Below are 13,703 nucleotides of genomic sequence, written 5' to 3'. Positions count from 1 at the left end.
GCGCCCCGTGTCGGTGCGCCTTGTCTGTTTGTCCGCGACCTGACAGAGTCCCCAGCCTGGCCGTGGTCAGCGCGCGGCGATCGCGCGGGCGATGTCCTCGAACCGCTTCTGCGTGGTGCCGATCTGGCCGTAGATGGTCTGGCGCGTGCAGGTCGCGACCGACATGCCGTAGTAGAACAGGCCCGCATCCCGCTGGCCGCGGCAATCGAGGTAGTTCGGCAGCACCACGACGGCAACGAATCCCGCCACCAGAAGCCCGAGCTTCAGGACGAGCTTGACCGGCCACGGCAGGTACGACGAGACCCGCTCCTTCCTATGCTCGTGCGGCGCGGGCGCGACGACGATGCGGATGTCGCCGCCGTGGTCCCGGTCCGGGCTGCGGTCGAGCCGCCCGATCCCGCTGCCCCGATGATTGCCCTGCATCCCGTTCCCCCGGCCGCGGCGCGATCGTTACGCCCTGCGCGCGATCTCGCCGCAACCGGATTAAAGTTCCGTGCCCGCCGATGGTTGTACTTTCCGCAACGGCAGATGAGTGCCCGTGCCGGCCCGGGGGAACGATCCGGAACGCGCCTCGCGGCGGGCGCGGATGCTTGTCAGGCACGCATGCTCATCGGGCATGTGCGCCCGCGCACGCCGCCGGGGGCCGGCCGATGGCACAAGGACGGGGCCCTGACGGGCGTTCCTCCAAGACTTCGGGCCGCCCGCGAGGGCGGCTTTCTTCTGACTGGCCCGATCGCATCAGAGCACGATGTGCTGGCCGAAGGTCTCGGGCCGGAACGGCAGCCGGAAGGTGGCGGCGAAACCGTTCTCGATGTGGCGCACCACGGTGGCCCTTCGCTTCCCGACCGTGACCGCCTCGCCGACCGGCGGGACCTCCGTCGCGGCGATCGCCGCGCCGGTCATGGACAGGTCGATCACCATTCCCGGAACGACCCGGCCGTCGGCGCGGCGGATCTCGACGGCGCGGACATTCGGCACGATGCGCGGGTCGCTGCGCTGGTCGGCCTGCCCGCGCGCCTGGCCGGCGAGCCAGTCCAGGCGGGCCGCGAAGCGGGCCCGGCGCTCGGGCCCGACCTCCACCGCGAGGGTGAACCCGTCCGCCGAGATGGTCCGTATCGCTCCGGCCACCGGGCCGACATCGTCGAGGTAGAGCGTGACGAAATCGCCCGGCAAGCCAGCCTCCGGCGCCAGCACCTCGATCGTCGCGAGGGAGAGGCTGCGGGTTTCGCAGACATGCTCCGCGCCGCCAGGCAGCAGGTAGCGCCCGCTGACCCGGATCTGGATCGGCTGGACACCCGGCTCCGGCTCAGGCTGGATATGCAACTTCAACGTGTCAGTCACGATTTCACAAGCGCCGAAGGTAGCATCGCCAGGAGCCTGACCGGTCGCAAGACCGTGAGCCCGTCCTCCGCTACAATCCCCCGTGAGACTTAATGCGCGGTGCATGAGAACGACGCGACCGATGGTCCTGCCACGGGCCGGCCCGGCCCAGGATGGTCGAGGCGCATGGGCGGGCCGGCCGATCGTTAGATCATGACCCGGTCCTGGCCGACCTGATCTCGGATCCAGCCAGGCATCTCCCCGCCGTCCAACCATTCATCCTTCCGATTGGCGCACGGCTCGCAATTCATCCATAATTCAACCCGTTACGAGCGATCGCAATCCGGGTAAACGGCAGGCGGAAATCTCAAAATCTCGTAGAACTTGAGTGAAAAGGTTGGCGCCCCGTTCGTCTCTGCATGCTTCCCTGAACCGTCGCCGGGCGAGGCGGGTGGCGGGCATGGGGCCGATCATGGGTTCACAGGCGGGCACGGTCATGAACGGGCGGGAGATCGACGGGCGGGAGATGGAAGACCGGCTCGTCGCCCTCGAGGGACTGACGACCGAGCTGATCCGGGCGCTTCACGCTGCCGGGGTGCTGCGGGAGGCTCAGGTCTGCGCCCTGCTCGACCGGGTGGAGGAGCTGATGACCGGCCGGCCCGGCGCCGTCTTCGCGGCCCAGCAGCTCGCCGCCGCAGCCGACCCGGAGGGTCCGGGCCCGGACGGCGACGAGATGCCGGAGGCCCATCTCTGCGCCAGCTTCCGCCAGATCCTCTACAGGCGGGACGAGAGCGCCCAGGCCTGACGACACACAGCACGCAATCACGACGCAATCCCGCAAAGCTACTCACCCGTCGCGGCGGACGAGCCGGCACAGGCGATCCGCGATCCGGACGATTCCTTCGGATCGCAGCGGACGTCGTATGACGAGCGGAGATTGCGATCATGACACCGACCTCGACCGGGCCGCGCTTCGGCGGCCTCCTGCTGCGCGGCCTGCTCACCGCCGTCTTCGTGGCGGCGGCCGGCATGAAATTCGCCGCCGTGCCGTTCGAGGTCGCGGGCTTCGCCCGCTTCGGCTATCCGCTCTGGTTCATGTATGCGGTCGGGGCGGCCCAGGCCCTCGGCGCGATCCTGCTGTGGGGGCAGGCCACCGTGGCCCACGGTGCGCTGCTTCTCGCCGTCGTGATGGTCGGCGCGGCGGTCAGCCACCTGCGCGCCGGCGACCCGGTCACGATGGCGGTGCCCGCCCTGGTGCTGCTCGGCCTGACGGGCGGCCTCGCCTATGCGCGCCGGGGCGAGATCGTCCCCACCGGATTCCGGGCCTCGCGGGCCTGACCGTCCCTACTCGGCCGCGAACAGGCCGGCGGGCTCCTCGTGGCTGCCCTTCGGGTTGCCGGGGGCGGTCTCGCAGCCGAGGGCCGGCAGGGCGACGACGCGGTTGCCGCGGAAATCGGTGCGGCACACCGCGGCGCCGCGGCTCTCGACATAGGCGAGCAGCCGCCGCGCCCGGCCGGGCGAGCGCGAGCCGATGGCCCGGGCGAGCGCGTCGTCGGAGGGGCACGGCGCGCCCGCGCGGGCGGCGCGCGCCAGCAGCAGGAACAGGCCCTGCACCTCCTCCGGCAGGCCGGCGCAGGCCGCCATCACGGCATCGGCCTCGTCGCCCTCCGCCGCCTCGCCGTCGACGCCGGCCCGCGCGATGGCCAAGCGGCGGCGGAAGCGGCCGAGATCGAGGGGCTCGCCCGGCAGCCGGCGCATCCGGCAGCGCACCAGGAAATCCTGGTAGAGCACCGCGATCGGGTGATGGCCCGAATCCGGGTCGGCGGCGATCTCGCGCAGGATGTCGGCGAGGGCAGCCTCACGCTCCGCATCGGTCATGCTCGGCGGCGCCTCGACCGGCTCCGGCGGGCGGTACTGGGCGAGCTGCTGCAGCAGGTCGGCCGGGCTCGCCCGCGGCGCCGGCGCCGGGCGGGGTGCCGGGGTCCAGACCGGCTCGTTCTCCGACGGCGTCAGGATCAGCTCGCGTAAGGAGTCGCCGGCGGCCGGGCTCGGCAGCGGCACGAGCTTGGGGCTCGACGAGCGGGCCGAGGTCGCCACCGGCCCGATGGCGATCGGCAGCGGCCGCTTCGACAAGGCCGGACCCAGCGCGATGAAATGGCCGCGCTCGAGATCGCGGAAGCTCTCGGCTTGGCGCCGCTCGAGGCCGAGCAGGTCGGCGGCCCGCGCCATGTCGATGTCGAGGAAGGTGCGGCCCATCAGGAAGTTCGACGCTTCCGCCGCGACGTTCTTGGCGAGCTTGGCGAGGCGCTGCGTCGCGATGATGCCGGCGAGACCGCGCTTGCGGCCGCGGCACATCAGGTTGGTCATGGCGCCGAGGGACGCCTTGCGGGCCTCGTCCGAGACCTCGCCGGCGGCGGCCGGGGCGAAGAGCTGCGCCTCGTCGACCACCACCAGCACCGGGTACCAATGGTCGCGCTCGGCCTCGAACAGGCCGCCGAGGAACGCCGCGGCGGCGCGCATCTGCGCCTCGACGTCGAGGCTCTCCAGGGTCAGCACCACCGAGACCCGGTGCGCCCGCACCCGGGCCGCGATGCGCTGCAGGTCGGCCTCGCCGTGGTCGCCCTCCACCACCACGTGGCCGTGGGCATCGGCCAGGGTGACGAAGTCGCCCTCGGGGTCGATCACCACCTGCTGCACGTGCGGCGCGCTCTGCTCCAGGAGGCGGCGCAGGAGGTGCGACTTGCCCGAGCCGGAGTTGCCCTGGACCAGCAGGCGCGTCGCCAGCAATTCCTCCAGGTCGAGGGCGGCCGGCCGGCCGCCGCTCGCCACCCCCATCTCGACGCTGATCGTCATCTCGGCTCCCTGCGATGGCCCGACTCGTAACACGGGAGGCCCGCCGCCGATCCGGACCCCGAGACGGGGTCCACAGGGAGTTCGCGTCAGCCGAAGGCCAGCGCCCGCGACCCCACTCCCATCCGCTCCAGCATCCGCCGCCGCCAGTCCTCGACCGGGTCGTCGGGTTCGAGGAGGTCCAGCGTGCTGACGCCGCGGGCCCACAGGAAGGCACCCATCACGACGTGGTCGGCGTAGAGCGGGTCGTCCCCACCGAGGAAGGCCTGCATCCGCAGCACCGCGCGGACCGGCGCGAGGGTTTTTCGCAAGGTGGCGCGTTGCGCCTCCGGATCGGGGCAGACCGCCTCCAGGGGCTTGCCGAACCGGGCCTCGCGGCTCCGGCGGAAATAGGCCCGGTCGGCGTCGGCGAGGTGGCGGTGGATGTCGAGGAGGAGGAGCGGCACCAGGGCGGGGTGCAGCACCCCGTCGGTCCAGGCGACGTGGAACCGGGTCAGCGCCAGCCCGGCCGCGCCGCCGAACAGCGACGGCCGGTCCGGGTAGGCCGCCTCGAGATGGGCGGCGATGACCGAGGACTCGGCGATCGCCCGCCCGTCCTCGACCAGCACCGGCACCTTGTCCGAGCCCGAGAAGGCCAGCGCGTCCGTCTCCGTGAAGCGCCACGGCCGGCCCTCGAAGGCGAGGCCCTTGTGCTCCAGGGCGAGGCGGATGCGCCAGCAGAACGGGCTGAAGCGCCGGTCCGGATCGGCGGCGGCGAGTTCGTAGAGCACACGGGACAAGGGGATTTCCTCCGGCGGCGCCCTGGTCCGGGCGGCTTGGCGGGGCGGATCATGGCCGGTGGCCGCGGAGGGGGCAACGCGGCGGCGTCCTCTCGCGGGCGGTGCCGCAGCCGGAGGCGACCGTCTCGAGCCCGGGCGAAGCCTCACAATTCCGGATTGGTCGGCTCGGTGCGCCGCGCCACCACGGTGTAGCAGAGCCGCTTCTGGCCGAGCAGCAGCTGGCGATGGTAGCTCACCGCCGATTCGCCGAAGCCCAGGATCGCCAGGAGTTCCTGCATCGTCGTCGGGGCGATGGCCCACCAGGAATCGAAGCGGATCCGCTGGTCGGTCCGGGGCAGGAGGAACATCGGCAGGCCGAGGCTGCGCGGCAGGAAGCGCAGGAACTGCAGCGATTTCGGCAGGATCTCGGTCACCACGACGGTCTCCCGGGTGACCCGCAGGGCGCCGTGGAGCGCCCGGAACGGGTCGCGCAGGCGGACCAGCGCGTTGCCGAGCAGCGCGATGTCGACCGGTCCGACCGCCTCCGGCACCTCGTAGAGCGAGCCGCCGGCGCGGCGCGCCCGCGAGCCGAGGGCGGCGTGGCTGTACCAATAGGCGTTCTCGAACCGGCGCAGGTGGCTGCGGATCTCCGGCGCGATCACGGCGCGCTCGAAATCCGGGTACGGCACCATCTCCCAGCATGCCTCGCCGGCGAAGTCGTAGGACACCACGTCGGCGCCCCGCGCTTCCGCCGCGAAGCCGAGGAAGCCGCTGGTGGCGCCGAAATCGAGCACGCGCTTTCCCGCCACCGCGACGTGGCCGAGATAGTCGTCGAGCCCGGCGCGCAGGTCCCAGGCCCCCGCCATGGTGCCGTGCCCGGGCAGGTCGATGGTGTGGTTGAAGGTGCAGGTCGCCGGGTCGTCGACCGCGCGGGGCGGCAAGAACGGCACGTCGGAGAACGGCATATCGGAGAACGGCGCGTCGGAGTACGGCGCGTCGGCCTCGCGGTGAACGGTCGGGTCCGCCATCGTCATGCGGGATCGTCTCGTGCGGCGGGCGGCGGTTCGGGTGGGGCGTCAGGATACGCGCGCCTGCGGATGGCAGGGCAGCCCGGGCGGCAGGGCGACCCAGGACAGGCGGCGGGAGACCCAGACGTGGTCGCGCGGCGGGAAACGCTCCGGGTCGTCTAGGCTCGCCAGGGTCAGGTCGATCTCGTCGGGCAGGTCGTCGGCCCGGTAGGCGAGCGCCGTGCCGCAGGACGGGCAGAAGGCGCGTTCGGCCCGCGGGCTGGAGCGGAACCAGGACGGAGCCGCGGTGAAGCGGCAGGCCTCGCGCCGCACCGTGAGCCAGCCGACCATCGGCGCCCCCGCGGTGGCGCGGCAATCCTCGCAATGGCAGACCGTGAGGTTCCAGGGCTCCCCCTCCGCCGCGTAGCGCAGGGCGCCGCAGCGGCATCCGCCCGAGATCGTCGTGCTCATCGCGTCGCCTCCGTCAGGACGCCGACCCGCGCGGGCGGGAAGGCGCCGGCCGCGAGCCGCGGATAGAGCAGGGCCTGGCCGAGGCCGCGGGCGGCCAGGAAGGCCAGCATGGCGAGCCACAGGCCGGTATTGCCGAGGTCCCGCGTCGCCGCCAGCATCGCGGCGTCGACGGCGAGCGCCGCCAGCATCAGGTTGCGCATCGCCCGGGTCCAGGTCGCCCCGATATAGACCCCGTCGAACGCGAAGGCGGCCGCCGCCGCGAGCGGCGTCAGGGCGGCGTAGACGAGGTAGTCGCGCGCGAAGGCCCGCACCTCGGGCGCCGTCGTGATCGCGTCGATGAAGGCGCCGCCGACCGCGAGGAAGAGGCCCGAGACCGCCAGGGCGAAGCCGAGGCACCAGCCGAGCGAGAGCCGCACCGCACCCCGGAAGGCGCCCTCGTCGCGGGCGCCCAGCGCCTGACCGCACAGGACCTCCGCAGCGGTGGCGAAGCCGTCGAGGAAGAAGCTGCCGATCAGGAAGAGGTTCTGGAGCACCGCATTGGCCGCGAGGGTCACGTCTCCCTCCCGCGCCCCGAGCCCGGTGAACAGGGCGAGCGCGGTGATGAGCGCCAGCGTCCGCACCATCACGTCGCCGTTGACCGACAGCATCCGGGTGAGGCCGGTGCGCTCGACGACCTCCCGCAGGGGCACGCGCCAGGGCCGGGAGCCGAGGCGGTGCAGCACGACGAGCCCGAGGGCGGTGCCGGCGATCTCCGCCAGGACCGTGGCGAAGGCCGCACCGGCGACGCCGTATCCGAGCCCGAGGACGAACGGGAGGGTGAGCGCCACGTTGACGACGTTGATCGCGACCTGGAGGGCGAGGCCGAGATCGGTGCGGCCCCGCCCGAGGGCCGAGCCGAGGATGACGTAGTTCGCCAGCGTGAACGGCGCGCACCAGATCCGCACCGCGAAGTAATCCGAGAGAGCCGCATTCACCGCCGGGCTGGCGCCGGACAACCGGAGGGCCGCCGTCCCGAGGGGAGCTTGCAGCGCCACCATGGCGAGGCCGACCGCCAGCGCCGCCGCGAGCGCCCGGGCGAGCGTGCGGTCGATCTCCTCCCGGTCGCCGGCGCCGGTCGCCTGCGCGGTGAGGCCGGCGGTGGCCATGCGCAGGGCCCCGAAGGTCCAGAACAGGTAATCGAAGACCACCGCCCCCAGGGCCAGCGCCCCGAGCAGGGCCGCGTCGCCGAGCCGCCCGACCGCCGCCGTGCCGACGAGGCCGAGGAGCGGCGTCGTGACGTTGGCGAGCGTCATCGGCACGGCGAGCGCGAGAAGGCGGCGGTGGGTGACCTCCGGACGCGCGCCATGCGGGCTCGGGGCGGCGGGATGCATCGTTCCGGGGTCCGCTCAGCGGCCGCGGGCGAAGAGCCGCGACAGGAGCCAGAGCGGCACCACCACCACGGCGCCCGCGACGAACCAGCGGCCGGCATCGTGGAAGGTGTCGAAGCCGAGCGCGATCAGCGAGTGGATCGTCTCGTAGGCCTGGGCGAACAGGAGCCCGGGCGTGACCCCGAGCATCGCCATGCCGGCCCCTACGAGGAGCGACAGGAAGACCAGCCGCACCAGCACCGCCCCCGGCGAGCCGCCGAGGAAGCGGTGCAGGCCCGACGGCCGGCCGCCGCGATAGGCCCCGGGGCCGGGATCGTAGCCGCCCTGGCCGTAGGGGTCCTGCCCGCGCGGTGCCTGCTCGCCGAAGGGACGGTGGAATCTCTGCTCGCTCATGCTTCCTCGCGACCCTGCCGCTGCGGACCTGCGCCCGAACCTTGCGATGCGCAACCGTCCCGTTGCGTTGCGCAACCGAACCGTTGCGGGATTGTCACATCTCGAACGAAACCCGGTGCGGCCTGACGCATTGCACCGTTTGGCAATCCAGACCTGAGATGGCAACCTCCGCGGATTATCCCAAGATGCCCGGACGACGACACCGGGCTGGACGATGCCCTGCCCGCAACCCCGAGACGCTCCGCCGCCGGCGCAGCGCCGCGAGATTGATACCCCGAGCATGATCGACCACGCGCTCTTCGACCCGGCGAAAACCGATCCCGATGCCGAACGGCTGAACCGGGAGATCATCGCCGCGCAGGCCCAGGCACCGGACCCCTGGTCCATGCCGGTCGCCGAGGTGCGCGAGCGCCGCCGCGGCGGCAGCCTCGCCTATCCGGCGATGCCCCGCAGCGACCGGGCCGAGACGATGATGATTCCGGGCCCCGGCGGGCCGCTCGCCCTGCGGGTGATCCGGCCGCAGCGCAAGGCCCGCGGCGCCTACCTGCACATCCATTCCGGCGGCTGGGTCTGGGGCGGCGCCGACGAGCAGGATCCCTGGCTGGAGCGCATCGCCGAGCGCTGCGGCTTCGTCTGCGTCTCGGTCGATTACCGGCTGGCGCCGGAGCACCCCTACCCGGCCCCGATCGACGATTGCGAGGCGGCGGCGCTCTGGCTCTACCACGAGGGCCGCAAGGTGTTCGGGGTCGAGGCCCTGACCATCGGCGGCGAATCGGTCGGTGCTCACCTGAGCGTGATGACGCTCCTGCGCCTGCGCGACCGCCACCGGCTACCCAAGGCGTTCCGGGGCGCCAACCTGTTTTCCGGCCTCTACGACCTCGGCGTCACCGCGAGCGCCCGCAACTGGGGCGAGGAGCGCCTGGTCCTCAACTCCACCGACATACGCCGCTTCGCCGACGGCTTCGTGCCGGAGGGCGTCGCCCGGCGCTCGCCGGACGTCTCGCCGCTCTACGCCGACCTCGCCGGCCTGCCGCCGGCCCTGTTCTCGGTCGGCACCCGCGATCCCCTCCTCGACGACACGCTGTTCATGTCGATGCGCTGGGCCGCGGCCAATAACGGCGGCTACACCTCGGTCTATACCGGCGGCTGCCACGTCTTCATCCGCTACAACCTCGCCATGACCCAGCGCGCCCTGGAGCTGATCGAGCGCTTCCTGATGGCGCTGGCGTGAGGGATCAGGCGTGAGGCAAGGGACGTGAGCGGCGGCCGCTCGGCCGCGGCCGCCTACGCGCTTCTCGCCTTCGCGACCCTGCTCTGGGCCGGCAACGCGGTGGCGAGCAAGGTCGCGGTCGGCCTCGTCTCGCCGCAGGCGCTCGTCGCCTTGCGCTGGTCGATCGCCCTCACGGTGATCGCGCTCGTCGCCGGGCGCGAGACCTGGGCGCACCGGCGCACCCTCTGGGCGCATTGGCCGATGATCCTGCTGATGGGCGGCGTCGGCTATACCGGCTTCAACGCGCTGACCTACGAGGCCGGCGCGCTGACGAGCGCCGTCAACCTGTCCCTGATCGAGGGCACGATCCCGGTCCTGGTGCTCCTCCTCAACTTCGTCGCCCGCGGCGTCGCGGTGCGGCCCGGCCAGATCGTCGGCTCCGTCATCACGCTCGCCGGCGTGGTTCTGGTGGCGAGCCACGGCGACCTCGCGCGGCTGCGGGCGCTCGATGTCAACCGCGGCGACCTCCTGGTGCTGCTGGCCTGCCTGTTCTACGCCGGCTACACCGTCGCCCTCCCCTCGCGACCGGCGGTGCCGGGCCTCGCCTTCTTCGCCGCCATGGCGATCGCCGCCTGGGCGACCTCGATGCCGCTCCTCCTCGCCGAATGGGCGAGCGGCCGCGTGCTCTGGCCGGGCGCCGCCGGCTGGGCGCTGACCGCCTTCACGGCGCTCGGGCCGTCGCTGGTGGCGCAGCTCGCCTATATGCGCGGGGTCGAGACGATCGGGCCGAACCGCGCCGGCCTGTTCAACAACCTGGTTCCGGTCTTCGGGGCGATCCTGGCGGTGGGGCTGGTGGGCGAGTCCTTCGGCCTCGTCGAGGCGGCGGCCCTCGCCCTGGTTCTCGGCGGGATCGCGGTGGCGGAGATGTCGGGTCGACGCTGAGCGGACTTGCGTCGGCGAGCCAACGCTTCGTCCGCTCAGGTTCTTGTTCGGCCGCAGATTTTTGTCGCAAAACCGGCGACCACTGTTGCGAAATCTGCTTAGGGGCCGGGCGCGACGGTTCGATGACGGCGCGTCACGCCTCCATCGCCTCCAGCTCCGCGATCATCCCCTCGATCATCGACAGGCCGATCTGCCAGAAGGCCGGGTCGCGGGCGTCGAGACCGAACGGCGCCAGGAGCTCGCCATAGGGCTTGCTGCCGCCGGCCGCGAGCAGCGCGAAATAGCGCTCGACGAAGGCCTCCTCCGCCGCCGGATCGCCGCTCGCCCGCCGGTAGACGCCGTAGAGCGAGTTCACGAGGCAGTCGCCGAAGGCATAGGCGTAGACGTAGAACGGGGAGTGGATGAAGTGCGGGATATAGGCCCAGTACGGCTCGTAGCCCTCGTCGAGGCGGATCGCGGGACCCAAGCTCTCCGCCTGCACCGACATCCACAGGGCGTTGATCCTGTCGGCGGTCAGCTCGCCCTCGCGGCGGGCGAGGTGGACCTTGCGCTCGAAGGCGTAGAACGCGATCTGGCGCACCACCGTGTTGATCATGTCCTCGACCTTGGCGGCGAGCATCGCCCGGCGCTGGACCGGGTCGGTCGTGGCCTCCAGCACCCGGCGGAAGGTCAGCATCTCGCCGAACACGCTGGCGGTCTCGGCGAGCGTCAGGGGCGTCGGGGCCATGAGCGCGCCGTTGGGGCCGGCCAGAACCTGGTGCACGCCATGGCCGAGCTCGTGGGCGAGCGTCATCACGTCCCGCGGCTTGCCCTGGTAGTTGACCAGCACGAAGGGGTGGGCCGAGGGCACGGTCGGGTGCGCGAAGGCGCCCGGCGCCTTGCCGGGGCGCACCGGCGCGTCGATCCAGCCGCCGTCGAAGAAGCGCCGGGCGATCTCGGCCATCTTCGGCGAGAAGGCGCCGTAGGCCGACAGAACGGTCTCGCGCGCCTCCGCCCAGGGGATCGTGCGCTGCTCGACCTTCGGCAGCGGCGCGTTGCGGTCCCAATAGGCCAGGCTGTCCCGCCCGAACCACCGCGCCTTCAGCTTGTAGTAGCGGTGCGACAGGCGCGGATAGGCCGCCTGCACGGCGGCGACCAGCGCCTCGACCGTGTCGCGCTCGACCCGGTTGGCGAGGTGGCGGGCATCCGACACGTCGGTGAAGCCGCGCCAGCGGTCCGAGATCTCCTTGTCCTTGGCGAGCGTGTTGGTGATCAGCGTGAACACCCGCAGGTTGGCCCGGAAGACGGTGCTGAGCGCGCCCGCCGCGTCCCGACGCACGGTCTCGTCCGGGTCCTGGAGCTTGTTGAGGGTGGGCTCCAGCGTCAGCTCCTCGCCGCGCAGGGGGAACCGCAGGGACGCGATGGTCTCGTCGAAGAGCCGGTTCCAGGCGGCGCGCCCGGTCACCGACTTCTCGAGGAAGAGCTTTTCGGCCTCGTCGCTGAGCTGGTGCGGCTTCTCGCGGCGGATGTCCTCGAGCCAGGGGCGGTAGCGGGCGAGCGGCGGGTGCGCGGCCGCCGCATCGATCGCTGAATCCTCGACCCGGTTGAGCTCGAGCGTGAAGAACAGCAGGTCGCTCGACGCGGTGGTCAGGCGCTCCTGGGTGTCGCCGTAGAACTTCGCCCGGGCCGGGTCGGTGGTGTCGCCCGAATAGACGAGGCCGGCATAGGACATCAGCCGGCCGAGCCGGTCCTCGATCGCCTCGTAGGCGGCGACCGCGGTGCCGAGCCGGTCGGACGCGCCCTCGCCGGCGACGAGGTCCCTGACGCGGCCGCGATAGCTCTCGGCGAAGCTCCGGCACTCGGCCTCGGCCCGGGCGAGGTCGGCGGCGAAGGCCGGGTCGTCGAGGCCGGCATAGAGGTCCGACAGGTCCCATTCCGGCAGCGGCCCGAGATCGACGGCGCGGGCCGTGGCCTGGGCGGTGCTCAGGGCGCTGTCCGACGGCGCGGCGGCACTCAGCGGCATGGACGATGTTCCTCTCAGGCCAAGCAGTCTCTGGCAGGCGATGCGGGAGACATATCGGCCGCCCGCCGCCCGCGATCAACCGAGCCCGCCACGATTGCGGTGCGAGGCGCCGGCTCGGTAACCTCTCGTTGGCGTTAAGGGCGACTTTACGGTTGTGACGCAGCATGCGGCTCGAAACGAAACAGCCGCGTGATTCGCGGATGGCCCTCCCCTCGGGGCGGGCCGCCGGGCGCGATGAAGGCTTCAGGGCGCCGCCACACGGCGGCGATCCTCTCGAGGAGAACAGATGACCACCACGGTCCTCATCGTCGACGACGATCCCGTGCAGCGCCGGCTGGCGGAGGCCATGGTGCGGCGCCTCGGGTTCGAGGCCGTGGTGGCGGAAGGCGGAGCGGCCGGACTGGACGCCATCCGGGCCCCCGATTCCAGCATCGACGTGGTGCTGCTCGACCTCGCGATGCCGGGCGGCCTGGACGGGCTCGGCGTGCTGGCCGAGCTGCGCAAGGCCGGCATCGATACGCCGGTGATCGTGCAGACGGCGAACGGCTCGATCGACGCCGTGGTCAACGCCATGCGGGCGGGCGCGGTCGATTTCGTGGTGAAGCCCGCCGGCCCCGAACGGCTCCAGGTCTCGATCCGCAACGCGCTCCAGGTCGACCAGCTCCAGGACGAGATCCGGCGGATGCGCAGGCGCGCCTCCGGCGCCCTCTCCTTCCGCGACCTCACCTCGAAGAGCCCGGACATGGCCCGGGTGATGCGGCTCGCCGAGCGGGCGGCGAAATCCAACATCCCGGTGCTGATCGAGGGCGAATCCGGCGTCGGCAAGGAGGTGCTGGCCCGCGCCATCCAGGGCTCGGGCGATCGCCGCGGCAAGCCCTTCGTGACGGTCAATTGCGGGGCGATCCCCGACAACCTCGTCGAATCGACCCTGTTCGGCCACGAGAAGGGTGCCTTCACCGGTGCCACCGAGCGCCATCTCGGCAAGTTCGTCGAGGCGTCGGGCGGCACGCTGTTCCTCGACGAGATCGGGGAGCTACCCCTCGACGCGCAGGTGAAGCTGCTGCGCGCGCTCCAGGAGGGCGAGGTCGACCCGGTCGGCGGGCGCAAGAGCGTGCGGGTCGACATCCGGCTGGTCTCGGCGACGAACCGCTCCCTCCTCGACCTCGTCAAGCAGGGCCGCTTCCGCGAGGACCTGTATTACCGCCTCAACGTCTTCCCGATGACCCTGCCGCCCCTGCGGGCCCGGCGCGAGGACATCCCGGACCTCGCCCGCTCGTTCTGCGCCCGGTTCGCGGCGGAGGAAGGCAAGCGGGTACGGGGCATCGCGGCGGAAGCGATGGCGCTCATCACCCGCTACGACTGGCCCGGCAACGTCCGCCAGCT

Annotated in this window: 14 protein-coding genes; 5 read left to right on the top strand and 9 right to left on the bottom strand. The window is 72.1% G+C overall.

Annotated elements, in window-relative coordinates:
- Window positions 1-66: 66 nt before the first annotated feature.
- Complete coding sequence (locus VQ03_RS00725; RefSeq protein WP_053078344.1) at window positions 67-423, bottom strand: hypothetical protein; 357 nt, start codon at window positions 421-423, stop codon at window positions 67-69.
- Window positions 424-738: 315 nt separating this feature from the next.
- The gene (locus VQ03_RS00720; RefSeq protein ID WP_245291917.1) at window positions 739-1,323 is read right to left on the bottom strand and encodes a PilZ domain-containing protein; all 585 of its coding nucleotides are present in this window, start codon (window positions 1,321-1,323) and stop codon (window positions 739-741) included.
- A 469-nt stretch (window positions 1,324-1,792) separates the two neighbouring features.
- Between VQ03_RS00720 and VQ03_RS00715 the strand changes: the two genes are divergently transcribed.
- Together VQ03_RS00715 and VQ03_RS00710 are read left to right on the top strand one after the other, a co-directional pair.
- Window positions 1,793-2,125 carry a hypothetical protein gene (locus VQ03_RS00715; RefSeq protein WP_245291916.1) on the top strand — a complete coding sequence of 111 codons (333 nt, stop codon included), beginning with the start codon at window positions 1,793-1,795 and terminating at the stop codon, window positions 2,123-2,125.
- A 140-nt stretch (window positions 2,126-2,265) separates the two neighbouring features.
- Complete coding sequence (locus VQ03_RS00710; protein ID WP_048448931.1) at window positions 2,266-2,658, top strand: DoxX family protein; 393 nt, start codon at window positions 2,266-2,268, stop codon at window positions 2,656-2,658.
- Between the two features lie 6 nt (window positions 2,659-2,664).
- Here VQ03_RS00710 and VQ03_RS00705 read toward each other — a convergent pair whose 3' ends face one another.
- The 6 genes from VQ03_RS00705 to VQ03_RS00680 form a co-directional block, all read right to left on the bottom strand.
- Window positions 2,665-4,173, bottom strand: coding sequence for an ATP-binding protein (locus VQ03_RS00705; RefSeq protein WP_048448930.1), 1,509 nt, complete (start codon window positions 4,171-4,173; stop codon window positions 2,665-2,667).
- Between the two features lie 86 nt (window positions 4,174-4,259).
- The gene (locus VQ03_RS32535) at window positions 4,260-4,949 is read right to left on the bottom strand and encodes a glutathione S-transferase family protein (protein ID WP_048448929.1); all 690 of its coding nucleotides are present in this window, start codon (window positions 4,947-4,949) and stop codon (window positions 4,260-4,262) included.
- Between the two features lie 143 nt (window positions 4,950-5,092).
- On the bottom strand, window positions 5,093-5,962 hold the full coding sequence (locus tag VQ03_RS32530) for a class I SAM-dependent methyltransferase (RefSeq protein ID WP_053078343.1): 870 nt from the start codon (window positions 5,960-5,962) through the stop codon (window positions 5,093-5,095).
- Window positions 5,963-6,004: 42 nt separating this feature from the next.
- Window positions 6,005-6,406 carry a GFA family protein gene (locus tag VQ03_RS00690; RefSeq protein ID WP_048448928.1) on the bottom strand — a complete coding sequence of 134 codons (402 nt, stop codon included), beginning with the start codon at window positions 6,404-6,406 and terminating at the stop codon, window positions 6,005-6,007.
- Entirely contained in the window at window positions 6,403-7,776 is a 1,374-nt protein-coding gene (locus VQ03_RS00685) for an MATE family efflux transporter (protein ID WP_048448927.1), read from the bottom strand. The genes VQ03_RS00690 and VQ03_RS00685 overlap by 4 nt, the downstream gene beginning before the upstream one ends.
- Window positions 7,777-7,791: 15 nt before the next feature.
- Window positions 7,792-8,166, bottom strand: coding sequence for a DUF6460 domain-containing protein (locus VQ03_RS00680; RefSeq protein ID WP_048448926.1), 375 nt, complete (start codon window positions 8,164-8,166; stop codon window positions 7,792-7,794).
- Between the two features lie 280 nt (window positions 8,167-8,446).
- On the opposite strand from VQ03_RS00680, the gene VQ03_RS00675 reads away from it, so the two are divergent.
- Window positions 8,447-9,397 carry an alpha/beta hydrolase gene (locus VQ03_RS00675; protein ID WP_048448925.1) on the top strand — a complete coding sequence of 317 codons (951 nt, stop codon included), beginning with the start codon at window positions 8,447-8,449 and terminating at the stop codon, window positions 9,395-9,397.
- A gap of 24 nt (window positions 9,398-9,421) precedes the next feature.
- A complete protein-coding gene (locus VQ03_RS00670) occupies window positions 9,422-10,318 on the top strand; it encodes a DMT family transporter (protein WP_083467691.1) in 897 nt (298 codons plus the stop codon).
- Window positions 10,319-10,451: 133 nt separating this feature from the next.
- Here the strand turns inward: VQ03_RS00670 and VQ03_RS00665 are convergent, their stop codons facing one another.
- Window positions 10,452-12,320: a M3 family oligoendopeptidase gene (locus VQ03_RS00665; protein ID WP_048448923.1), complete on the bottom strand. Its 1,869-nt coding sequence runs from the start codon at window positions 12,318-12,320 to the stop codon at window positions 10,452-10,454.
- Window positions 12,321-12,606: 286 nt separating this feature from the next.
- Here VQ03_RS00665 and VQ03_RS00660 point away from each other — a divergent pair.
- Window positions 12,607-13,703, top strand: a 1,097-nt coding sequence (locus tag VQ03_RS00660; RefSeq protein WP_048448922.1) for a sigma-54-dependent transcriptional regulator, incomplete at its 3' end; no start/stop codon positions are given.

The sequence above is a fragment of the Methylobacterium tarhaniae genome, from assembly GCF_001043955.1.
In the GTDB taxonomy this organism is placed as follows: Bacteria; Pseudomonadota; Alphaproteobacteria; order Rhizobiales; family Beijerinckiaceae; genus Methylobacterium; species Methylobacterium tarhaniae.
This window is presented reverse-complemented; position numbering and strand designations above follow the sequence as displayed.

Excerpts from the sequence above, each read along its gene's own strand:
- VQ03_RS00725 (WP_053078344.1), bottom strand. The coding sequence starts at position 423 with ATGCAGGGCAATCATCGGGGCAGCGGGATCGGGCGGCTCGACCGCAGC.
- VQ03_RS00715 (WP_245291916.1), top strand. The coding sequence starts at position 1,793 with ATGGGTTCACAGGCGGGCACGGTCATGAACGGGCGGGAGATCGACGGG.
- VQ03_RS00710 (WP_048448931.1), top strand. The coding sequence starts at position 2,266 with ATGACACCGACCTCGACCGGGCCGCGCTTCGGCGGCCTCCTGCTGCGC.
- VQ03_RS00705 (WP_048448930.1), bottom strand. The coding sequence starts at position 4,173 with ATGACGATCAGCGTCGAGATGGGGGTGGCGAGCGGCGGCCGGCCGGCC.
- VQ03_RS32530 (WP_053078343.1), bottom strand. The coding sequence starts at position 5,962 with ATGACGATGGCGGACCCGACCGTTCACCGCGAGGCCGACGCGCCGTAC.
- VQ03_RS00690 (WP_048448928.1), bottom strand. The coding sequence starts at position 6,406 with ATGAGCACGACGATCTCGGGCGGATGCCGCTGCGGCGCCCTGCGCTAC.
- VQ03_RS00685 (WP_048448927.1), bottom strand. The coding sequence starts at position 7,776 with ATGCATCCCGCCGCCCCGAGCCCGCATGGCGCGCGTCCGGAGGTCACC.
- VQ03_RS00680 (WP_048448926.1), bottom strand. The coding sequence starts at position 8,166 with ATGAGCGAGCAGAGATTCCACCGTCCCTTCGGCGAGCAGGCACCGCGC.
- VQ03_RS00675 (WP_048448925.1), top strand. The coding sequence starts at position 8,447 with ATGATCGACCACGCGCTCTTCGACCCGGCGAAAACCGATCCCGATGCC.
- VQ03_RS00665 (WP_048448923.1), bottom strand. The coding sequence starts at position 12,320 with ATGCCGCTGAGTGCCGCCGCGCCGTCGGACAGCGCCCTGAGCACCGCC.